The organism is Shewanella sp. 38A_GOM-205m (assembly GCF_000518445.1).
In the GTDB taxonomy this organism is placed as follows: Bacteria; Pseudomonadota; Gammaproteobacteria; order Enterobacterales; family Shewanellaceae; genus Shewanella; species Shewanella algae.
In genome coordinates, this window is record NZ_JADP01000002.1 from 147,075 (window position 1) to 165,758 (window position 18,684).

The following is an 18,684-nucleotide window of genomic DNA, read 5'->3' on the forward strand; positions in this document are numbered from 1 at the left end:
GCCTGCCTGCTGTGTTGTGCTTCTTGCAAAGGACTAGGGCCATTTGCTGCGAACCACGCCTTGCATCCAGGCCTGTAAGCCGACGCAGAGCACACATGGGACTTGTTCGCACCTTCCTTAGTAAAGCTTGGGTTAGGCGCCCCAAAGATACTGTTTCTCAAGGACGCAGCAAATGCTCTTCACGTCCCTGACGCTGCTCTGCCTTGTGGGCCAATTCAGTATTCCTTATTGTCTGCGCCCCAAGTGCCACCTTAACTCCCGGGCTCAATTGATAGATGTCGCTGCGAAATTGCGCTCTTTCCCGCTCATCCATCCACGCAGTCCAATAAACCAGATGAACAGGCAGGCGCTGCTCAAAGGCAAACCATTGGGTGGTTTGATAGTCACTTTGCATCCGCTGCCAGGTTCTCTTGTCCCGCACCAGATTATTGGCCATCCAGGATGCCAACTCTTCCACCTTGTCGACCCGAATACAACCGGAAGACAGGGCTCGATTGGCTTTGGCAAACAGATGCTTGTCCGGTGTGTCATGCAGATAAACATTAAAGCCATTGCTGAAATGGAACTTGTAGCGTCCCAAGGCATTATCGGCGCCCGGTTGTTGTACCAAACGATAAGGGAAACGGCCACTCGCCTCTTTTTGCCAGGCTTCGGCGCTTTCTTCCACTCTATTGCCCTGATAGTCATAAACATTGAAATGCCGCTGCTGCAGATATTCACCATCCTTGCGGATCTGCGGCAGTAAGTCGCGCCTCAGTATACCCCTTGGCACAGTCCAGGTAGGATTTAAAACGATATTGGATACCTCACTGCTGAGCAGTGGTGTTTGCCGATAGGGTTTGCCGACTATGACCCGGGAGCGTAACTGCACCTGGTTGTCATCCACCAGAGTCAACTCAAACGCCGGGATATTCACCAACAAATAGCGCTTTCCCAATTGCTGCTTGTAGACGGTGCGGGCGACGAAGTTGCCGGCCAGCATGCGGGCACGTTGCAATGGTTCAGTATTGAGCCAACGCAGCGTATCAGGGCCTATGATGGCATCGGTTTTAAGCCCATGACGGGATTGAAACGCTTCTACCGCCGAGGCCAGCTGCGGTGAATAAACCTTGTTGTCGCCCGGCTCGCTGCTGAGATCGCCAAGCCAATATAGACGCTTCGCAATTGTTGGGATCAGCAGATGACTGTCGCCAGGGCGCAGCCAACCACCGGGATCCAACCTGGGCCATTGATGCCGCTCAGCGAGCCAAATCAGATAGCGGATCCGGCTGCTGGTTGCCAGATAGTCGTCTTCCTGAGGCTCCAGCGCCAGCGCCCGGCTGAGCGAATTGGCGTCAAGGGGTAGCGTGTTGAAGGCCAAAGGAACGCCACGACGCTTCCAGAAGGCTGCAATATCCTGTTCAATCCCCTCACGCAACTCCAGTTGAAGGTTAAGATCGCCGCGGCTCATGGAACGTAAATCATCGGCAAACTCCTGCCCTTCAGGCAGCAGAGCCAGCAACTGCAGCTGATTATTCAGGATCCTGATAGCGGCATCATCGGCTTTAACTGCATATGCCGCGCCGCTGAGGAGCAGAATGATCAGTAAAGGCATTAACACGCGCTTTGTCATATCGGCCTCCCGGGACATAAGCTCAATTATGGCAAATATGCGCCGTGATTCGATGATATTTTGCTGACAATTGGCTGAACGACCCTTGATTAACATAGGACATTGGCAAGTCAATGATTATTAGCGATTGATAATTAATCACTTATCAGCACAAGCCTGTGATCATGGAGATTATTCTGATATAAAATCCTGCCAAAGCAGTAACAGGCAATATAATGAACAGACAAATGCTCATTCGGCAGATGGCCGAAAGACAACAGATCTCAAAGGCTCAAGCCAAAGTGCAACTGCAGCATATTCTGGCTAGCCTTACCCAGGCACTCAGTGAAGGCGAGAAGGTTTATCTGCCGCAGTTTGGCACTTTCGAGCTCAGATACCACCTTCCCCGCAACGGCCGTAACCCACAAACCGGTGAACCTTTGGAGATTGCCGGCAGCAATCAGCCTAGCTTTAAGGCTTCCCCTTCGCTGAAACAGGCTCTGCAGCCAGAGTAATACGTTCTCGGGGCAGGCTCTCTGCCCCCTGCATCAATAGTCATGCTTGTTTCCGGCCAAAGATATCAATACTGACGCTTGTATCTGACAGTTGAACCGGGATTTGATGTGATAAAAGTCAGCAGCTATTAACGAACGTAAACTTGGTATGAAAACAAGGGCTAAGTTTGCTTCGAATGACTTTGAGAAAATTCAATTAAGGGGGATTAAATTTGGAGGCGCGACCCGGAGTCGAACCGAGATCGACGGATTTGCAATCCGCAGCATAGCCATTCTGCCATCGCGCCTTTTTGGGGTCACAGCATTGAGGTGCTGTGTGAGATTGGAGCGACATATCGGGTTCGAACCGATGACCTGTACCTTGGCAAGGTACCGCTCTACCAACTGAGCTAATGTCGCATCACTTTTCTTGCTTCGTTTTGTATTCAGAGCCAGCCCTGACTACGGATTGGCATTCTACGCTTTTAACCCCGACTGTCAACGAAGAATTAGTGCTTAACTGTTTGCTTGGACACTAAATAATCTTATCGAAACATTATTGTGCAATCGGGCACAAACTAGCACCGTTTAACCTGCTATCAGATCCTTCCAGGCGGCCTTGATATAACTGATCATCGACCAGAAGGTTAAGAAAGCCGCCACATACAGCAAGGCATAGGCGGTATAGATCATCCAGTCGCCCTGCTTCCAGATAAGGCCAATAATTGCCACCATCTGGGCTGCCGTCTTGTACTTGCCAATCCAGGATACCGCCACAGCGCCGCGTTTACCTATCTCGGCCATCCACTCACGCAGCGCCGATATCACCAGCTCACGCCCTATCATAAACAGCGCCGGCAAGGTCAGCCAGATGGTGTTGTAGTCTTCAACCAGCAGCACCAGGGCCGTGGTCACCATCAGCTTATCGGCCACAGGATCCAGGAAGGCACCAAAACGAGTGGACTGCTCCAGTTTACGGGCCGCATACCCATCCAAGGCGTCGGTAATGGCTGCAAGCCAGAAAACAAATGCAGCCATAAACGGCGCCCAACTGTACGGTAAGTAAAATACCAGAACAAAAACAGGCAGTAAGAACAGCCTAAACCAGGTAAGGGCGATGGGTATATTAAACGGCATGATAAAACCAAATAATCAAAAGCAGCGCCAATCTTGCCTGATTTTTACTACCCCCGCAATGCATCGTGTATCGTTTGAGCCATTTCTGGACTAATCCCGGGCACTTTTGCCAATTCCGCCACACTTGCCCCCTTCACCTGTTGCAATCCCCCCAGATATTGCAGCAAAGCCTTACGTCTTTTCGGGCCAATCCCCGGGATAGACTCAAGGCTTGAGGTGTTGCGGGTCTTTTGGCGTTTATTTCTATGACCGGTAATCGCAAACCTGTGGGATTCATCACGAATATGTTGAATAAGATGCAGCGCCGGTGAGTCATCCGGCAGTGAAAAGCTCTCTTCGGTATCACCGAAGATCAGGGTTTCCAACCCGGGTTTGCGGCTTTCACCTTTGGCGACCCCGATAAGCGTGGGTACGGCCTCTATGCCGACAAACTTTTCGTTGACCACTTCCTGAGCCATTCTGAGTTGCCCAAGGCCGCCATCGATAAAGACAATATCCGGGATCTTGCCCTGTGCATTGACTTTATCAAACCTGCGAGTCAAGGCCTGCTTCATCGCCGCATAATCATCACCGGGAGTAATGCCCTTGATGTTGTAGCGCCGATATTCGCTCTTGTCCGGCCCTTCACGATTGAACACCACGCAGGAGGCCACAGTGCTCTCCCCCATGGTATGACTGATATCGAAGCACTCCATACGTTTAATCGGGGTGCTTTGTTCAAGCGCCTCTTCAAGCAGCAGGAATCTCTGCTCCACCGTATTGCGGTGGGCCAGCTTGGTATTGACGGCATTGGTAGCATTGGTCTTGGCCAGGCGCAGATAACCGGCTCTGTCCCCCCTGACCCGGGTGCGGATGGCCACTTTCTTGCTCAGCGCTTCCATCAACACCTGCTCCAGCTCTTCCAGCTCCTCATAGCCGTCACTCAGGAGAATTTCCCGCGGGATAGTACGCTGAATATCGACATTGAGATAAAACTGCAGCATAAAGGCTCTGAGTACCTCAGCCATTTCGGTCTGCGCCGGCACGCTGGGATAGTAGCTGCGGCTACCGAAAATCTTGCCCTCGCGAATAAACAACAGGTGGAAACAGGCCACCCCTGAGGCGTAGTGAACCCCAATAACATCAAGATCACCATGGCTGGATGACACTTCCTGCTGCTCGGCCACTCGTCTGAGCGCCATGATCTGATCCCGATAGCGGGCCGCCTGCTCGTAGGCCATGGACTCGGCCGCCTGCTCCATTTTCTTGACCAAGGCGCTGAGCACCTGCTGATCCTTGCCCTTGAGAAACAGGGTCGCCAACTTGACCTGCTCCAGATATTCCTCGTCAGAGACCTTGCCGACACAAGGGGCGCTGCAACGCTTGAGCTGGTACTGCAAACAGGGACGCGAGCGCGCCTTGTAGTAGAGATCGTCACATTGACGAATAGGAAACAGTTTCTGCATCAAATGCAGGCTTTCTCGCACCGCACCGCCATTGGGATAAGGCCCGAAATACTGCCCCTTCTCCCGTTGCGGCCCCCTGTGGTAAGCAAGCCTGGGGTGTCTGTGCTGGCTCAGCAAAATAAAGGGGTAAGACTTGTCATCCCTGAGCAGCACATTGTATTTCGGCAAGTACTGCTTGATGTAATCGTTTTCCAGGATCAGTGCTTCGGTTTCACTGTGAGTCAGTGTCACATCGATATTGGCGATATGGGACACCAGCGCCTGAGTCTTCACATTGGGCAGATTCTTGCGAAAATAAGACGAGAGCCGTTTCTTGAGATCTTTGGCCTTGCCCACGTAAATCACGCTACCGCCGCTGTCGTACATACGATAAACGCCCGGCGCTGAGGTCAGATTTTTAAGAAAAAGCTTGGGATTGAATTCCTGCGGCATGAACCCACTCTATGAATAACGGCTGAAGAGATAAAGATTTCAGGGACAGAAAACAACAAAGAAAGAGGGAGCCATGGCTCCCTGTGTAAATCAGAACTGCCCGGTGTCGAGCATTTTATACCGAATCGCCAATCGGGTCAGCTCCACATCGCCGCTGATCCCCAGTTTGGCAAACAAGCGATAGCGGTAGCTGTTAACCGTCTTGGGGCTGAGGTTCAGCTGCTCGGAGATATCATTGACCTTCTCACCATTGGTGATCATCATCATGATCTGCAATTCCCGCTCAGACAGCGACTTGAAGGGGTTCTCATCTGTCTGATCAAACTGACTCAAGGCCATCTGCTGGGCAATTTCCGGTGACAGATATCGCTGCCCGTGAGCCACCTGTCGAATGGCTTGGATCACCTCCGGCGGCTTGGCTCCCTTGGTCAAATAACCGGAAGCACCGGCCTGCATCACCTTGGTCGGGAAAGGGTCCTCTGAGTGAATAGTCAATACTATGATTCTGGCATGGGGTTGGTAACGCAGAATTTTACGGGTTGCCTCAAGCCCCCCTATTCCGGGCATATTCATATCCATCAAAATCACATCGGCTTCATTCTGCCTGCTCCACTGCACAGCAGCTTCGCCATCACCGGCTTCCCCTACAACTTTAATGCCTTTCTCATCTTCGAGGATCCGGCGGATCCCGGTTCTGACCAACTCATGGTCATCCACCAAATATACGGATATCAACTTCAACCCACCTTATTATTGTCGGCCTTTTCGTGTAGCCCTGATTCTTCGAAGCCTTTGGGATAATTTAGCCCATCTGCCGACAATAGAAAAGCTCAAGTTAACTTTATGATTATAAAAGAAACTCATTCTTATGTTGACTTGGATAAGGGATAAAGTGCAACAATCTTCCCTTTTGTTGCATAAAAATTCTCTTGCCAAGGCAATAAAATGCCAAAATCAGTGCAACAATGCCTTGGCCGAAAGACAAATAGGTTCTGGTCAACATTGAGCCGGTTAGGATTCAACTAACATATGCAAGTTTCGGCCAACCCGTTTCAGATCTCTCAGGGCAGCCGCTTCTGTAGCCATACGCAGCGGCCTTTGCGGAATTTTGATGGTATTGTGCAAAATATCCATGTCATCGCGCTGGGTATGGGTAAATTCGATAGTGCCATAGGGTGTCTTGAAAACTCCCTTTCGACCTGTGGTCATCACGGTAATGTAGCTGATAGGGATCTGCGAAATCGCACCGTATTCAGATAGGGCCGATTCCAGCGAAACATAGTTATACTCACCGCGCCGCAGTGCACAGGCGATATGCTCCACCGCGTAACTATCTCGCCGACTCAGCGCAAACAGGTATACGCCGCGGCAGGGCCTTTCCAGGATCCCCTGCTTTATCAACCTCGGCAGGCTCTGCTTAAACGCTTCTGCCGTATCATCAAAAAATAGCCGCCTGAGATTCCCCTTGGTATAAACATAAATACCTTTACGATCAAAACCGTGCAGCCGTTGCAAAGCAGTACTGATATCCATAATCCAATCAAGTAGACATAAAAGTGCTTAATAGCATACCTAAATGTCCACTTAAAGCTATTGGAACGAGATGGCCTCTCTGTCTGAATTAAGAGGAAAATTTATGGACTTGAAACTGTGTAGGTGAGCTCTAACACAGAACTGATTTTCCAGTAGCAATCATTAAAACTGGGACACGAAAAAGCCCGCTTATTTGCACAAGCGTGTCTCTCAGAATAAGGCAGAGGTACAGAGATTTAAATCCTGCATAACGGCGCTATAAACCCAGCAATCCGCTAACCGATACCAGGCTAATCGCTATTATCAAAACCAAGATATGAAAAAGCCCGCCTGTTCACACAAGCGGGCTTCTCTGAATATGGCGGAGGAGCAGGGATTTGAACCCTGGATGGGCTATAAACCCATGCCGGTTTTCAAGACCGGTGCATTCAACCACTCTGCCACCCCTCCGGAACGACGCAAATAATATATCCAACAAAAAAGCGTGTAAACCTTTAATAAATCATTTTATTCCAACTGCTTATTCGTTAAACAAAGCGGCTTTTAGTTGAGCATTTCAGGGATATAAACTGCTCCAAACCCGCCTGATAGACTCAAGTGTTATTGATGCCATCGGCCTGAAAGCCCGACAAGCGTCGTTGAACATACAAGCGGATTGGCTTGATCCCCGCTTTATTAGCGACGTCGAATCTATGCCTGTCTCGGATCTATGACTGCCATAGAACGGAAATACGAAAAAGCCTGCCAGTTTGCACAAGTGGCCCTCTCTGAATATGGCAAAGGCGCAGGGATTTGAACCCTGTATGACGGCACGATAAACCCAGCAATACTCTGAATGGGTCAGGCCAATAGCAATCATCAAAACCAAATACGAAAAAGCCCACCTGTTTGCACAAGCGGGCCTATCTGAATAAGGCAGAGGTACAGAGATTTAAATCCTGCATAACGGCGCTATAAACCCTGTTACGCTTCAGTCAGAATGACAACTAGCTTGGATAGATATGGAAATCAGGCATGAAAAAGCCCGCCTGTTTGCACAAGCGGGCCTCCCTGAATATGGCAGAGGTGCAGAGATTTAAATCCTGCATAACGGCGCTATAAACCCTGTTACGCTTCAATCAGAATGACAACTAGCTTGGATAGATATGGAAATCAGGCATGAAAAAGCCCGCCTGTTTGCACAAGCGGGCTTCTCTGAATATGGCGGAGGAGCAGGGATTTGAACCCTGGATGGGCTATAAACCCATGCCGGTTTTCAAGACCGGTGCATTCAACCACTCTGCCACCCCTCCGGAACGGCGCAAATATTATAAGCTCACTAAGCCGTTGTAAACCCTTATTTCTAAAAATATGTTCATATGCCTAAATCTCAGCCATCCGAAAGATTCAAACGGAACTCATATCGAACAATAAAAGCCGCTCGAGAATGGAGATTTACCATGCCGCTCCGTCACCCCTGTGGTAAAATCAGCTTATCTTTAAATGACTTTGAGCCACAATGAAGCCTAGCTTGATCCCGGCCGGGGCCCTTACCCCTCAATACTCCAATCTGCAGCTTCCCACATCGAGCCAACTGACAGATCTATTACTTGGACAAGAAAGAGTCATAGACGCCTTTGGTCTGCTGCAAACCTTATCAGGACAACAGCTCTTCCTGGCAGACTTCCAGGGTATCCACCGCACTTGGCTGTTTGAGGCCCTGAGCGCCCAAAGCAAAATGCCGATGCAATATTTAAGCGGTCGCATCACCCGGGCACAGCTACTCGGCTATCCAGATAGTCAACCATCAAGGCAACCGGGAGCCCTCGCAAAGCCCGGACTACTTTTTATCTACGCCGAGTCCTTGTGGAAACGAGAGCCTTTGTGGGAGCTATTGTTGGATGCCATCGAAAAAGGTGGCTTCGAGCTTCAGGGACAATGGCAGCCACTGCAAGCCAAAGTTGTATTGGTGGGCTCGAGTCTGCTCTACAGCGAGCTCAGGTACCATGAGCGCAGATTCAGCGAGTTGTTCGCCCTGCTTGGCGAGCTGGTATTTGAAATTGATTTGCAAAAGGTTACTGTCAATGCCTATGTAGCCTGGCTGGCAGAGCTGGCCAAGCTCAGTCATTGTCAACTGACCGAGTCGGCCTTACTGCCTCTACTCAGATACAGTAGTCGCCTGACAGAGCATCAGCAGCGCTTGAGCCTCGCCAGCGCAGATTTGGCACAAGTGTTCGCTGAAGCTAATTTTTACAGCAAAGGACAAGCGCTGGATGCCAACGCCATTGAACATGCCTTGGCACAACGCCAACAACGACATAACGCCCAAGAGCAGCAGTCGGCACAAAATCTTGATGACGCCTTCATCTATTTGCCAACTGAGGGTGCTATGGTGGGGCAAATCAATGGCCTGACAGTGATAGACACCTTGGATTATTGCTACGGCGAGCCAGCCAGGATCACGGCATCAGTGCATTATGGTGATGGTGAAGTGGCTGATATTGAGCGGAAATCTGAGTTGGCGGGCAATATCCACGCCAAGGGAATGATGATCCTGTCCGCATGTCTCTATCGGGTATTTGGCCGCGACGCGCCCTTGCACCTCAATGCCAATATTGTATTTGAGCAGTCCTATCAGGAGATTGACGGCGACAGTGCCTCCTTGGCCGAATATTGCAGCCTGATCTCGGCGATAACCGAACAGCCGATAGACCAAGGGCTGGCGGTGACAGGTGCGCTTGATCAGTTCGGCAACGTGCAGGCCATCGGCGGTGTCAATGAGAAGATTGAGGGGTTCTTCAAACTCTGTGCCAGGCGTGGCTTGACCGGCAGCCAAGGGGTGATTATGCCCAAGTCCAATGTGCAGCAACTCAACCTTGCACCCGAGATCATAGCGGCGGTAGAGCAAGGTCAATTTCTGCTCTACGAAATCACTCATGTCGACCAAGCTGTCACTCTGTTGATGGGGATAGAAGCCGGGGAAGCAGACGAAGACAACAACTTCCCCGAAGACACTTTATACGGCATGGTGCAACAACGACTGGACAAGTTGGCAGGCAATCTTGATGAAGAACCGGGCTATTTTGCGAGCTTGCTGGCAAGATTGCCATTTTTTCGCCAATAAGTAGCTGATCGGAGTTGTTTGGCTTACACCTGTTCGCTAATCTTGGCGGCACTTGATGAAGGATGTGGTAACAACAATGACTAAAGCAAACAGTTTCAACAAAGAAGAGCTCATCGCCTGCGGCCATGGTGAGATATTTGGCAAGAACTCCCCTCGCCTGCCCGTGGACAACATGTTGATGATCGACAGAGTCGTCACCATCAACGACAACGGCGGAGCCTTCGGTAAAGGTGAAATTGTTGCGGAACTGGATATCAACCCGGATCTCTGGTTCTTTGGCTGTCACTTTGTTGATGACCCTGTTATGCCAGGTTGTCTAGGGCTGGATGCCATGTGGCAACTGGTTGGCTTTTTCCTTGCCTGGGAGGGCGCCGTGGGTAAAGGCCGTGCACTTGGTGTAGGCGAGGTCAAATTTACCGGCCAGGTGCTGCCAGGCGCCAAAAAGGTGACTTATAAGCTTAATATCAAGCGCACCATACACCGCAAACTGGTGATGGGTATTGCCGATGCGACTTTGGAAGTAGATGGCCGCGAGATCTACTCGGCCACGGATCTGAAAGTGGGTGTATTCAGCGATACCTCAACCTTCTAAAGCCATCGAATACAAGTAACAAGGTCGGCAATTGCCGACCTTGTTGTTTTCAGAGCGCTATAAAAATGCCCTCATCTGGGAGGGCAGTCTTGCTGAATTACTTATTGAACAGGCCGTTTATCCGGCCTTCTACCCCTTCGCGCCAGCCTCCTAGCCACTGGGAGCGAGAATCAAGATTCGAATAAGGACAAAGCTCCTTGGAGCGGCCGCCGACACCGGCTTGGAATCCCTTCGAAAAGGCTCGGTCTAAACGATCTCGTTTTTGTCTCTTCATGCAAGCGTCCTCTGTACTATTTTACATAGAAGCATCAGCTTCACTTGCTATGAATAGAACTTTTCAACGCCGAGATCAATCAAAAAATCGCCAATTATAGCGAAGAAATTTTAAACTATTGAGATCCTGATTAAAAAAAATCGGCGCCTTTTGGGCGCCGATCTCACAGGCTTAAACTAAGCTTAAATTTTGCGTCTGCGCCACCAGATCAGCGGCAGCAATGCCAACCAACCCAAACTGGCCGCACCGGAACGCTCAAACGGCTTATCGATATCACCGTCGTCCACCTGAGTACAAGCTTCCCCACTGCCACTGGGCTTAAGAACAACCATACGCGGCAGATAAGAAGTCACTGGCTGACCGTTACCATTAAGCTCAAACAGCGGCTTGCCGTTTTCACCGATCACCAAATTACCTTTTTCATCAAACTGGTAAGATGGCTTACGGATAAAGGCGGTACCTACTATGGTGCCTTCCTCATTGATGCTGTTGGCTTCCACCACCACTATGTCAGTGTTGTAGGTCAGGGTCTTGCCTGAGCCATCTTCAACACTCACTTCATGGCGTTTCCAGTTGCCTTCGGCATCTTTCTCATAGCCTTTGGACTCACAGGTCAGCAGCTTATTGAGATTACTGAACTCACCGGATTCTTTGTCAAACAGGAAACCCACCTTGGGTCTTGGTTTATCCTTGTCATGGGTAGACTCGATATAACCCACGACCTGACCTTTGTTGTTGATATCTCTGGGCTTGCTGGAGAGATCAGACATGGTGTTGTAGAAATCATTGGGGGTAACCGGCTTGGTCTCAGGGTTATTGGTATCATAGATAAAGAACTTATCGCGGATATAACCCTGAATGTACTTATTGTAGCTACCGACCAAGATCCCTGCATCATTGACATCATAGGCAATGGAGTTGCGCACATCATCATCGACAACCGGGATCCAATGGTACTTGTATTCACCATTGGCATCTTTACTCCAGTAGGCCGCATCCATTCTCAGGTTGTCTGAATCGTTATAACGATAAACATGGGAGCGTCCGGCAACAACTCCAGTGTTGTTCAGCCCCAGCCCCTGAGCGGTAAAGGTATAGTCTGAATCACCGGGAGTCAGACCAAGTGGCAGCTCAGTGCCGGTAACCGCGCCATTGTCATACTGCCAGACATAGGCACGCATCTGGTACTGAATATTGCGGGTGTTGTTGGCGTTGGGATATTTTTCCCGCTGCAAGCACACATCCAGCGGCAGCGTGTTGTCGTCACTGAGGCAAGCCGCGGCCCGTTCTGCGCCATAGTTGCTGATGGCGGTACTGGCATAGCCGGCAACCAGGTTATTGCTGTTGATGGCTGATGCCATTGACCAACCGCCGAGCTCGGCCGTCTTGTCGTCCTTGGTATAAGTGGTATAAGGCGGCAACAGCGGCACTTCAGTGCTGCCGTCTTTAACAAAACCGCGCTGCTCGAAGTCACGGTAATACCAGTACTCCTGCCCTTCGGTTTCTCCGGTGTAGTCGACTTTCTTCTCTTTACCTGTCATGGCACCGACACGAATACCGGCGTCATTGACGTCATAGAAGAAACTGTCAACCGAATTGACACTGGCCGGATCGGCAGGGTCGGTATCCGCAGGCGGCGTGCTACCGTTTACACTCTCGAAATTGGGGGTCCAGGGACTGGCAGGATCGTTTTCCTGAGAGTTGAAGGTGAAGTTATTGGCAATGATGGGATCATTGATGGAATAGGTGATCTTTTCCTCTGGGGCGATACCATCTTCAATGTCGATAATGCCGTCATCATTATCCACATCCGAGGTGCTGAGCTTTTTCTTGCCCTTGGCCACACCTATGGCTTCATTATTGGCATTAACGCCCATACCATAACCAGTACGAGTATCGGTCAGGTTACCTTTGAGATCATATTCATCCAGGTTGACGACTTCATAGACAGGGGCCGCCTGCGATACCTGTAATACACTGATAACCCCCATGGCCACCAATGACAGCGCACTATTCAACTTCATTAATTTGATTCCCATTTAATTTTTTGAGCTTACTTCATTGACTCGAGTTCTTCCCAACGCTCGAAGTAAGCCTCCAGTTGCTGTTCTTTCTCTGCCAACTGTTGCAATTCGCTGCTCACAATAGCTTGATCCTGCGAATAAAAGTCCGGCTGATTGACGCGCTCCTGCAGCTGTTCCAACTCCTGCTCCAAAGTTTCCATCAAGGCAGGTAAAGCATCCAACTCACGTTGAAGCTTATAGGAAAGCTTTTTGGCTGTCTTGGGTTCTGCGGCTTTTTGCGGCGCAACCTCCTGTTTGACAGGCTTAGCTGCCTCAGGTTCCTCAGCGTCGCGATAGAAACGTGCCCCTTGGGCAACCGCATCCTGATAGCCGCCGACATATTCACTCCAACGGCCGTTGCCACCGAACCACCAGGAACTGGTGACTGTATTATCAATAAAGGCCCGGTCATGACTGACAAGCAGCAGAGTGCCTTCATATTCAGTGAGCAGAGACTCTAGCAATTCCAGTGTCTCTATATCAAGATCATTTGTCGGTTCATCGAGAATGATAAGGTTGGCCAGCCTGAGCAGCAGTCTGGCCAGTAGCAAACGGTTTTTCTCACCTCCACTGAGCGCCTTGACCGGAGTCCGGGCCCGCATGGGTGAAAACAAAAAGTCCTGCAGATAACTGAGGATATGCCTGTCTTTGCCGTTAACAGTAACTGTGCTCTTACCCTCGCCGACGTTTTCTTCAACTGTCTTTTCCGGATCCAAGGCTTCGCGGTATTGGTCAAAGTAGGCGACTTCCAGCTTGGTGCCCGTCTTGATTTCACCACTCTGCGGCGCCAACTGACCTATCAACAACTTGATAAGCGTGGATTTACCACAACCGTTGGGGCCAATCAGTGCGATGCGATCGCCGCGCATCACATTGGTGGAAAAGTCCCGCACCAGGTCCTTATCTGCCAAGTTGTAATTGAGATCCTGCACCTCAAATACCAACTTGCCACTGCGATCGGCTTCAGACACCTGCATTCTGGCATTGCCCTGGCGTTCCAGCCGGGCCCGGCGCTCCATTCTCAAGGCCTTGAGAGCCCTCACCCGGCCTTCATTACGGGTACGGCGAGCCTTGATCCCTTGACGGATCCACACCTCTTCCTCGGCGAGTTTCTTGTCGAAGTGCGCATTTTGCTCGGCCTCAACCCTGAGCCACTCCTGCTTCCCATCGAGATAACTCTGGTAATCACCGGGCCAGGAGGTAACCACTCCGCGGTCCAGATCCACTATGCGGGTGGCTATCTTCTGAATAAAGCCACGGTCGTGACTGATAAAGGCGATGGCGCCCTTATATCCCAACAGAAACTGTTCCAGCCATTCTATGGTGTCGATATCCAGGTGGTTGGTAGGCTCATCAAGCAGTAACAAATCCGGCTCGCTCACCAAGGCTCTGGCCAAGGCGACTTTACGTTGCCAACCGCCAGAGAGTTCAGACAGAGGTTTATCCGGGTCCAACCCCAGTAAACGGCAGTTTTGCTGAATACGGTTATCGAGCTGCCAACCATCGAAGTGATCCAGCTTGGATTGCAACCGCTCGAGATTTTTCAGCATTTTCTCGAGCGCTTCGCCCAGGGCCTTGGCCATAGACTGCGACAGCTGATGGTATTCTTCGAGCAGTTGGCCCACATCGGCCAGACCGGCGGCAATATAGGAATAGACAGTGCCCTGTTCCGCTTTGGGCGGATCCTGTTGCAGGCGACTGACTTTCACATCGGTGGCGATATTGAACTCACCGTCATCGAGCAGGACTTCTCCTGCCAACACCTTCAACAGACTGGATTTGCCGGCGCCATTACGGCCGACAATACAAACCCGCTCGCCGGCTTCAATACTGAAATCTGCCTGCTGCAGCAGAGGGGTATAACCATAGGCAAGCGAGCCATTATTGATACGAACCAGACTCACATTATGCTCCTGTAAAGCGTTTTACTTGCTGTTCATCGAAGGGCCAACAGAGTTCCTCACCCATGCTGTTGGCCAGCACAGGAATAAGCACTCCATAGCGCTCGGCAAGCGTTTCTTGCTCGCAAATATCCTGGGTGCGATAACCAATATTCAGGCCATCGAGCAAGGTCATGGCCAACTCACACAGATGGCAACCATCTGTGTGGTATAGGGTCAATGGCGCCTCAGGCATGGGTGATCAACCAAGTATTATGAATATGCGGATTGCGCTTGTAATCCATTGGCAGCATCTGGGCATCCATATTGGTGACTGACATGCCCTGAGCCGCCATGGCCTCGCTATCCATTTTGAACTTACGTTTGTTGTTGGAAAAGATTATCTCTCCGCCCGGATTGAGCAGTTTGAACAGATCAGACAACAACTTGACGTGATCGCGCTGCACATCGAACGAGTCTTCCATCCGTTTGGAGTTGGAGAAGGTTGGCGGATCGATAAAGATAAGATCGAACTTACGGTCACAATCGCGGATCCATTGCAGGCAGTCGCCCTGCTCGAAACGATACTGTTTGCCAATCAAACCATTGAGCACAAAGTTATCCTTGGCCCAGTTAAGGTAGGTATTGGACATATCCACAGTCGTGACCGACTTGGCCCCGCCAAGCCCGGCGTGCACCGACGCGGTTCCCGTATAGGCGAACAGGTTGAGTACGTCGCGACCATTGGCTTTACTGCCCACCAGTTTGCGAATAAGCCTGTGATCGAGAAACAACCCGGTATCCAGATAATCGGTCAGGTTAAGTTTGAAACGGGCACCGTACTCCTGGGTAACCAGCTCCAGCTTTTCTTTGTCGAGCCGCTGATACTGATTTGTACCCTTCTGCCGCTCGCGGGTCTTGAGGATGATCTTGTCCGGCTCAACACCTATGGCACCGGGCAAAGACAGAAGCACATCGGTCAAACGTCGCTTGCTGACGGCTTCAGGTATGCTGGCAGGCGCCGCATACTCTTGGATCACCACATAATCCAGATACTTGTCGATAGCGACATTATATTCAGGGATATCTGCATCATAGAGGCGATAACTGTCGATTCCCTCTTTACGGGCCCACTTATCCAGCTGTTTCAGATTCTTTTTCACCCGGTTGGCAAATGCACTGGCGATGTCACTGACCTCAGCCCCTGACTGCTCGGCCGCTACAGCCGCCCTGCGGGTAGAGTTGGCATGCAGGGTATAGAGATTAAAGGCGCACTCCAGTGCCCCGTTGAACATCTTCATCTGCTTATCGGCCTTGAGCTTAAGCGATGAGATCAATTCGATATCACTGCAAAGCAAGGCCACTTGCCAGCCACCGAACTCACGCTTGAGCTTGTCGCCAAACTGATAGTAAAGCTGCAACAAAGAGGATACATTACCCAAACGCTCACCATAGGGCGGGTTGGAGATCAACAAGCCTTTGTCCAGCGGTGGCGTGATATTGAGAGCACTGGCAACACTGAACTCAATCAGTTCACTGACACCGGCGCTCTTGGCATTACGTTTGGCCAGCGCCACCATGCGCGAGTCTATGTCCGAGCCGAAGAACTTCACATCACAACGGTTCTTGCCTATGCTGGCCCGCGCCTTGGCTTCCTCGACTATGCTTTGCCAAAGTTTGGCGTCATGGCGATACCAGTGCTCAAAGCCAAAGCGACTGCGTTGCAGCCCCGGGGCCATATCGGCCGCTATCATAGCCGCCTCAATCAACACTGTGCCGCTGCCACAAAATGGATCCAGCAAAGGCGTTTGTTTATCCCATTGGGCCCTGGCCAACATGTTGGCGGCAAGGTTCTCTTTTAATGGCGCCTCACCGGTACCGCTGCGATAGCCACGTTGATGCAGCGCCGGACCGGAGAAGTTCAGCGCTATGGTTACCTGACCGTTTCGGTAGTGGGCATCGATTTTGAAGTCGGCATCGACACGTTGCACATTGGGGCGGTTGAGATCGTCTTCGCGGAAGCGATCCACTACAGCATCTTTAATCTTGAGGGCGCCGAACTGGGTGTTCTTGATAAAACCGCCCATGCCGTGAAAGTCGATACTAAAGGTACAACGGTTATCAAAGTGGCTCGGCCAATCGATACAGAAGGCCGCATTATAAAGCTGTTCGGCGGAATCACAGGGACCGCGATGCAATATAAGCAAAATACGGCTTGCCAGTCTGGTCCAAAGGGTAATGCGGTATGCCAGCTCCAGTGGACAGGAGAAATAAACCCCGGCCAGGCTTTCCTTGACCTCAAGCGCACCAAACTCGCGCAGTTCCTGCGCCAAAGCATATTCAAACCCCTTGGGGGCCGCCGCAAAAAAATTCAACATGAACAAACCAGATAGCAAAGCAAAAATGAATGGCGCATTATACCCTTTGATTAAGGTAAAAGATAAAAACTTCCGTTTTCAGGACCGCTTTTCTTGGTCAATCCTGCCGAATTGTTGGAGTTGTGACCGATACGTTTAATCTCCGCGTACGGATGAATTAAATTTGAACACTCAATGGCATTTTGATGATTTGTCCTTGCATTGCCGCCCCTTGGTCGTTATAGTCCACCCCGCTTTAACGGACGCGGGATGGAGCAGCATGGTAGCTCGTCGGGCTCATAACCCGAAGGTCGTCGGTTCAAATCCGGCTCCCGCAACCAATTTCAAATTCCTTAATTATGAATTCAAACTGATTAGTACAATTCGAACGCGGGATGGAGCAGCATGGTAGCTCGTCGGGCTCATAACCCGAAGGTCGTCGGTTCAAATCCGGCTCCCGCAACCAATTCCTTTCTAAAGAACCAACTCCTCTTATTAACTAAATTTGAATGATGAGCATAGCAAGAGCTTATCGCGATCGGCTTGTTCTCGTGTCGCAGGAAATTGTAAATGCTTCCCCTCCTCTTGCTTCAAGCTCAAAAATATCAACCTTTGCCATAACCACCAATTCCTTGGGCACATGATTCTTCCCCAAGCCTGCAAGCAACAGGCAGCACTTTGCCGATAGTACATAAAAGAAAAGCCACTCTGTGAGTGGCTTTATCTGTGTTCTATTTCAATAAATCGGCGGCATACCTTCCGGACGGGTGCGCAGTACCTTAAGAAACCACATATACTGCTCAGGATAGGCGTTGATCACCTGCTCCACCGCCTTATTCAGCGCCTTGGCTTCATTTTCCTTGCCCTGCATCGACTCGGGATCAATTGCCGGCATAACAGTCAAACGAAAACACCTGGCTTGCTCGTCGTAGCCAATCTTCACCGGCATTACCTGAGCGTTACCTGCCTGCGCCAAACGGCCAACCACAGGTAAAGTAGCCTTGACTGTTCCTAAAAATGGCGCAAATACGCTCTGCTCCGGTCCCAAGTCTTCATCCGGCAAATAGAAGAAACTGTTACCCTGTTTCAGCTCAGCCAACAAGGCCCGGATCCCGGCTTCACGCATATAGATATTGCCACCTTGAGAGCTGCGCATCCGGTTATTGAACCAGTTGAACAATTCATTTCGATGCGCCTTGGCCATGGAGACCATGGGCAAGTCCAAATTCAGCCTCAAACCGGCATACTCTATGCCCCACACATGGGGCATGATAAAGATAATCGGCTGCCCTGCTTCACGGGCAGCGGCAATATGCTCTTCTCCCTCAACCTTGACTCTTTTGCGTATATAGGAGCTCGGCATAAAGATAAGCTCAGATTGGGCCAGCAAGGTCATCACAAAAGCTTCGGTGTTGCGCTCCAGCAACTGCTCAATTTCCGATTCACTCTTATCGGGGAAACAGGCTTTGAGATTGGCTCTGGCCACCTTAATGGGCTTATGGGCTATACGCCTGACCAAACGTGACAAACCGCGAGCGATAGGATCGCGAATAATGGCGGGCAAGAGACCAAACAGAACCAGTACGCCTATCGCCAACCAACTGCCCAAAAATCTCGGATGCAACAATGACCAACGGAAGCGCCTATCGAAGTATTTGCCTTTCTTAGGCTTGGAAGGTGTATTTGACAAGGTTTAACCCCTGGGTGTAATTCCAATGCAATGCCAAACCAGGCATTAAAAATGCGATACAGCATAGTAGAAGTGTTTTCTACAGACACAAAC

Annotated in this window: 13 protein-coding genes, 6 tRNA genes and 1 pseudogene; 5 read left to right on the forward strand and 15 right to left on the reverse strand. The window is 50.6% G+C overall.

Annotated elements, in window-relative coordinates; genetic code table 11:
- Positions 1–157: 157 nt before the first annotated feature.
- Entirely contained in the window at positions 158–1,612 is a 1,455-nt protein-coding gene (locus N512_RS22050) for a L,D-transpeptidase family protein (protein WP_025888058.1), read from the reverse strand.
- Between the two features lie 203 nt (positions 1,613–1,815).
- On the opposite strand from N512_RS22050, the pseudogene N512_RS0102395 reads away from it, so the two are divergent.
- A pseudogene (locus tag N512_RS0102395) lies at positions 1,816–2,106 on the forward strand (HU family DNA-binding protein); the annotation flags it as partial.
- A gap of 213 nt (positions 2,107–2,319) precedes the next feature.
- Here N512_RS0102395 and N512_RS0102400 read toward each other — a convergent pair.
- The 8 genes from N512_RS0102400 to N512_RS0102435 form a co-directional block, all read right to left on the reverse strand.
- Positions 2,320–2,393, reverse strand: a tRNA-Cys gene (locus N512_RS0102400).
- A gap of 36 nt (positions 2,394–2,429) precedes the next feature.
- Positions 2,430–2,505, reverse strand: a tRNA-Gly gene (locus tag N512_RS0102405).
- 168 nt (positions 2,506–2,673) lie between these two features.
- Positions 2,674–3,222: a CDP-diacylglycerol--glycerol-3-phosphate 3-phosphatidyltransferase gene (gene pgsA, locus N512_RS0102410; protein ID WP_028779289.1), complete on the reverse strand. Its 549-nt coding sequence runs from the start codon at positions 3,220–3,222 to the stop codon at positions 2,674–2,676.
- A 47-nt stretch (positions 3,223–3,269) separates the two neighbouring features.
- On the reverse strand, positions 3,270–5,099 hold the full coding sequence (gene uvrC / locus N512_RS0102415) for an excinuclease ABC subunit UvrC (protein ID WP_028779290.1): 1,830 nt from the start codon (positions 5,097–5,099) through the stop codon (positions 3,270–3,272).
- A gap of 90 nt (positions 5,100–5,189) precedes the next feature.
- Entirely contained in the window at positions 5,190–5,834 is a 645-nt protein-coding gene (gene uvrY, locus N512_RS0102420) for a UvrY/SirA/GacA family response regulator transcription factor (protein WP_025009635.1), read from the reverse strand.
- 276 nt (positions 5,835–6,110) lie between these two features.
- A complete protein-coding gene (abiEi, locus tag N512_RS0102425; protein WP_028779291.1) occupies positions 6,111–6,632 on the reverse strand; it encodes a type IV toxin-antitoxin system AbiEi family antitoxin in 522 nt (173 codons plus the stop codon).
- 359 nt (positions 6,633–6,991) lie between these two features.
- A tRNA-Ser gene (locus N512_RS0102430) sits at positions 6,992–7,082 on the reverse strand.
- A gap of 751 nt (positions 7,083–7,833) precedes the next feature.
- Positions 7,834–7,924, reverse strand: a tRNA-Ser gene (locus N512_RS0102435).
- Between the two features lie 206 nt (positions 7,925–8,130).
- Here N512_RS0102435 and N512_RS0102440 point away from each other — a divergent pair.
- Positions 8,131–9,735 (forward strand): Lon-insertion domain-containing protein, encoded by a 1,605-nt coding sequence (locus N512_RS0102440; RefSeq protein WP_028779292.1) that lies wholly within the window; start codon positions 8,131–8,133, stop codon positions 9,733–9,735.
- 76 nt (positions 9,736–9,811) lie between these two features.
- Positions 9,812–10,327: a bifunctional 3-hydroxydecanoyl-ACP dehydratase/trans-2-decenoyl-ACP isomerase gene (fabA, locus tag N512_RS0102445; protein WP_025009632.1), complete on the forward strand. Its 516-nt coding sequence runs from the start codon at positions 9,812–9,814 to the stop codon at positions 10,325–10,327.
- Between the two features lie 97 nt (positions 10,328–10,424).
- Here fabA and rmf read toward each other — a convergent pair whose 3' ends face one another.
- From rmf to rlmKL, 5 genes are all read right to left on the reverse strand, one after another.
- Entirely contained in the window at positions 10,425–10,601 is a 177-nt protein-coding gene (rmf, locus tag N512_RS23965; protein WP_081737068.1) for a ribosome modulation factor, read from the reverse strand.
- Between the two features lie 182 nt (positions 10,602–10,783).
- Positions 10,784–12,625, reverse strand: a complete 1,842-nt coding sequence (locus N512_RS0102450; RefSeq protein ID WP_037473943.1) for a DUF3466 family protein — start codon at positions 12,623–12,625, stop codon at positions 10,784–10,786.
- Positions 12,626–12,654: 29 nt separating this feature from the next.
- Positions 12,655–14,568 carry an ABC transporter ATP-binding protein gene (locus tag N512_RS0102455; protein ID WP_028779294.1) on the reverse strand — a complete coding sequence of 638 codons (1,914 nt, stop codon included), beginning with the start codon at positions 14,566–14,568 and terminating at the stop codon, positions 12,655–12,657.
- A gap of 1 nt (position 14,569) precedes the next feature.
- The gene (locus N512_RS0102460) at positions 14,570–14,800 is read right to left on the reverse strand and encodes a glutaredoxin family protein (protein ID WP_028779295.1); all 231 of its coding nucleotides are present in this window, start codon (positions 14,798–14,800) and stop codon (positions 14,570–14,572) included.
- Positions 14,793–16,922, reverse strand: coding sequence for a bifunctional 23S rRNA (guanine(2069)-N(7))-methyltransferase RlmK/23S rRNA (guanine(2445)-N(2))-methyltransferase RlmL (gene rlmKL, locus N512_RS0102465; protein WP_028779296.1), 2,130 nt, complete (start codon positions 16,920–16,922; stop codon positions 14,793–14,795). The genes N512_RS0102460 and rlmKL overlap by 8 nt, the downstream gene beginning before the upstream one ends.
- Before the next feature lie 243 nt (positions 16,923–17,165).
- Here rlmKL and N512_RS0102470 point away from each other — a divergent pair.
- Positions 17,166–17,242, forward strand: a tRNA-Met gene (locus N512_RS0102470).
- A gap of 48 nt (positions 17,243–17,290) precedes the next feature.
- Positions 17,291–17,367, forward strand: a tRNA-Met gene (locus N512_RS0102475).
- Positions 17,368–17,637: 270 nt separating this feature from the next.
- Here the strand turns inward: N512_RS0102475 and lpxM are convergent.
- The gene (lpxM, locus tag N512_RS0102480) at positions 17,638–18,591 is read right to left on the reverse strand and encodes a lauroyl-Kdo(2)-lipid IV(A) myristoyltransferase (protein WP_028779297.1); all 954 of its coding nucleotides are present in this window, start codon (positions 18,589–18,591) and stop codon (positions 17,638–17,640) included.
- Between the last annotated feature and the right edge of the window lie 93 nt (positions 18,592–18,684).